Here is a 3949-nt window from a genome sequence, read left to right on the forward strand (position 1 = left end):
GCCGGGTTGGCGGTGAATTTGCTGCCAGTGGTGCTGGTGATGCCGACATAGCCCACCGCCTTGCCCAGCGACCATTCCAGCCGTTCGACATTGCGGTCGGGGCCGAGCATGGTCAGCAGCGCATTCGGGCCGGGGTCGTCGCGCGGATAGTTCAGCGGCTCCATCGGCACCGACAGCATCACCTCGTGACCCTTGGTGCGGGCGCGCTCAATCCAGTCGTCCAGCCGCTCGGCATAGGGCAGGAATGCCAGCGTGATGCCGGGCGAAAGCTTTGCCAGCGCATTGCCGGTGGTGACGCCGCTCAGCCCCAGGTCCGACATCACGATGGCGACGCGCGGCCGCTTGTCGGTCGCCGGGAAGGGCCGGGCATAGACCTGCCAGGGCTTGCGCCCGTCCTGGGCGATGCGCGGCAGCGGACCGTTCCGGCTGTCCTCCACCAGCCCCGGCACCGGGGCCGGAACCAGGGTCACCGCAGCCGCCGGAACACCCGGCAGGGGCAGCGGAGCGGCGTCGGTCGGCAGGGGCGCAGGCCCCGCGGATGCGGCCGCCTTGGGCTCGGGCGCCGGTGGCGGCGGCGGCGGGGCGGCCGCCACCGTTGCCGACGGGATCGACGCCTGCCAAGCCTCCCGCGTCGCCTCCGCGTTCAACGCCAGCCACCCAGCCAACCCGGCATAGGCGACCGCCACCAGTGCGACGGCGGCCAGCAGGGGCCGGGAGAACGGCTTGCGTGGCTCTCCCGCCATGCCGTCTCCGCGGCGGCGGAAACGGCGCAGCCAGCCGAGTCCGGGGCGCAATCCCCGGACATCGAACCGCAGACGACCGAACAGGGCGGGAGCCTTCACCGTCATCCGCTCCGGTCAGCGCGCGGCGGAGCGCTGCTGGAACAGGGCGACGCCACGCAGCAGATCCAGCGCGCGGGCGAGCTGGAAGTCGAAGGGCGGCTCGGCACCCTCCGCCGCAGCGCCTTCGGCCGGAGCCGGGGCCGCCCCGGGAGCCGCCCCAGGAGCTGCCGGAGCCGCACCGGGCGCAGCACCGGCCCCCGGCCCTGGCGCGGGCGCCGCCGGGTTCGGTGCCGCGGGCGTGCCCGGAGCGGCCGGGTTGGTGGTGGCCGGACGCGGCGCCTTGTTGGCGGCATCGGGATTGACCAGCGCCCCCTTCAGATCGGCCTCGCGGCGGCGGATGACGTTCCTGTCCAGATCCTCCACCTTGGCGACATGGACCTCGATGTCCGGGGTGATGCCGAGCTGCTGGATCGAACGGCCCGAGGGCGTGTAGTAGCGCGCCGTGGTCAGCCGCATGGCGCCATGGCCGGGCAGCGGGATGATGGTCTGCACCGATCCCTTGCCGAAGCTCTGGGTGCCCATGATGATCGCGCGCTTGTGGTCCTGCAAGGCGCCGGCGACGATCTCCGAGGCCGAAGCCGAACCGCCGTTGATCAGCACCACCAGCGGCAGGCCCTTGATCAGGTCGCCCGGCTTGGCGTTGAAGCGGGTGCCCTCCTCCGCCCGCCGGCCACGGGTCGACACGATCTCGCCCTTCTCCAGGAAGGTGTCGGAGACCGAGACCGCCTGGTCGAGCAAACCGCCCGGATTGTTGCGCAGGTCGAGCACGAAACCCTTCAGCTTGTCGCCCAACTGCTGCTGGATCGAAGCGATCGCCTTCTCCAGCCCGCTCTGCGTCTGCTCGTTGAAGCTGGTGATGCGGACATAGCCGATGTCGCCTTCGGTGCGGAAGCGGACCGACTGGACCTTGATGACGGCGCGGGTCAGCGACACGGTGAAGGGCTCGCCCGCCTCGCCGCGGCGGACGGTGACCTTCAGCTCGCTGCCGACGGGGCCGCGCATCTTCTCCACCGCCTCGTTCAGGCTGAGGCCCATCACCGCCTCGCCGTTCAGCTGGACGATCAGGTCGCCCGGCTGCAGGCCGGCGCGGAAGGCCGGGGTGTCGTCGATGGGCGAGACGACCTTCACCAGGCCGTTCTCCATCGTCACCTCGATGCCCAGCCCGCCGAACTCGCCGCGGGTCTGGACCTGCATGTCCTGGAAGCTTTTCTTGTTCAGATAGCTGGAATGCGGGTCGAGCGAGGTCAGCATCCCGTTGATCGCCGATTCGATCAGCTGTTCGTCGGTCACCGGCTCGACATATTCGGCGCGGACGCGCTCGAAGACGTCGCCGAACAGGTTCAGCTGCCGGTAGGTGTCCGACGAATTGCTGGACTGCGCGGTGACGGTGGCGACGCCGGCGCCCAGAAACACCAGAGCTGCCGCCGTGGCGGCACGCTTGATCATCCTCATCTACCCTTGTCCTTTCCCCTCCGGGGCGCCGAACCCGCGTTGCGGATTGATCGGCTGGCCGTTTCGTCGCAGCTCGAAATAGAGATCCGGATTGCCGTCCGGCGGCATGACCGCCAGCGGTTCCCCGCTGGCCACCTTACGCCCGACGGCCGTTTCGATCCGGCCCAAACCCGCAATCAAACTATGATATCCGTTGCCATGTTCCACGATCAAGATGAGGCCATAGCCCTTGAAGGGCCCGGCGAACACGATCGTGCCGCCGCGCGGCGCCACCACGGCGGCCCCGGCGCGGGTTTGGACGGTCACGCCACGGCTGGTGGCGCCATAGCGGTCGGCCTCGCCGAAGCGGGTCGTCAGCCTGCCGGCGGCGGGCAGCACCATGCCGGAGACGGCCGGCGGGCCGTCCGGCGACTTCGCGGCCAGCTCGCGCTCACGCGCCGCTTCCCTGGCCGCTTCGTCCTTCGCCCGCTTTTCCTCAGCGGCCTTCTGTTCGGCGATTTTCTGTTCGGCGGCGCGCAGTTCGGCCAGCTTGCGTTCGGCCTCCTTGCGCTCGGCTTCCTTCTGGGCGGCGAGGCGGCGTTCGGCCTCGCGCTTCTCCGCCTCACGTTTGGCGGCTTCCTTGCGCTCCGCCTCACGCCGCTCGGCTTCACGGCGGGCGGCAGCTTCGATGGCGGCGCGGCGTTCGGCCTCGACCCGCTCCATCAGCTGGCGCAGGTCGGTGGCCTGCCCCGACAGCTCCGCCATGCGCTGGCCGACCTGGACACGCTCCTCCTCCGTCTGGCGCGACAGCTCCTCGCGCCGGGCGATCAGGCGGTTCATCTCGTCCTGTTTTTCGGTCAGCGCCACCCGTGCCGCCAGCGCCTTGGAGCGTTGGTCGACCAGCTTGCCGCGGGTGTCGGCCAGCCCGCTCAGCGCCTGGGCCAGCGCATCGGCCCGCGCCTTCAGCGCCGGTACGGCATCGCGCAGCAGCAGGGCGGACCGCAAGGTATCGACCGGGCTTTCCGGCCGCGCCAGCGCCGCCTCCGGCGGGATGCGCGCCAGTCGCTGGAGGGCGGCCAGCAGGGTGGCGATCTGCTGGCGCTCGGCGTCGAGACCGGCGGAACGCTCGCGCTCCTCTGCTTCGAGCGTGGTGAGCGTGTCCTCCAGCTGATCGAGCGTCTGCTCCTGACCGCGCGCCTGATCGGCCAGCGCGATCAGCCGGCCGCGCAGGGTGTCGAGTTCGCTCTGAAGCGCCTGGGATTGGCGCTCCAACTGCTGCTGGCGTTGCTTGCCGGTCTGGAGCTGCTGCTCGACGCGCTTCAGCGTATCCTTGGGGGCTTCGCTCTGGGCATTCGCCGGCTGGGTGAGGATCAGGCCGGCGGCGATGACGATGCCGGCGAGCAATCCCTCTCCCGCCCCGTATATCCTCTCCCCTGCGGATACCCTCTCCCCCCTGGGGAGAGGGCTGGGTGAGGGGGATGCGCTCCGTGACGTTGGCCGAAAAGCCGAGCCTCGCCCCACCCCCGTTGCACCTCCACGCCACGCGCCCCCCTCACCCCGACCCTCTCCCCGGGGGGGAGAGGGGGATTCAAGCACGAAGGGGACGGGCGCCATCCGTTATTCCGCCGCCGCGCGGGCGGCGGTGCGGACCAGACAGGTTGCGGCCGGTCATCTCC

Annotated in this window: 3 protein-coding genes; all 3 read right to left on the reverse strand. The window is 70.6% G+C overall.

Annotation, left to right across the window (positions count from 1 at the left end):
- Positions 1–848: divergent polysaccharide deacetylase family protein (locus tag I71_RS11865; RefSeq protein ID WP_244433777.1), on the reverse strand; the 848-nt coding region annotated here is incomplete at its 3' end.
- Between the two features lie 9 nt (positions 849–857).
- A complete protein-coding gene (locus I71_RS11870; protein WP_042695067.1) occupies positions 858–2294 on the reverse strand; it encodes a S41 family peptidase in 1437 nt (478 codons plus the stop codon).
- Positions 2295–3677, reverse strand: a complete 1383-nt coding sequence (locus I71_RS11875; RefSeq protein WP_244433778.1) for a murein hydrolase activator EnvC — start codon at positions 3675–3677, stop codon at positions 2295–2297. It abuts the gene before it with no gap.
- Between the last annotated feature and the right edge of the window lie 272 nt (positions 3678–3949).

Source organism: Azospirillum sp. B506, from assembly GCF_000333595.1.
In the GTDB taxonomy this organism is placed as follows: Bacteria; Pseudomonadota; Alphaproteobacteria; order Azospirillales; family Azospirillaceae; genus Azospirillum.

Excerpts from the sequence above, each read along its gene's own strand:
- I71_RS11870 (WP_042695067.1), bottom strand. The coding sequence starts at position 2,294 with ATGAGGATGATCAAGCGTGCCGCCACGGCGGCAGCTCTGGTGTTTCTG.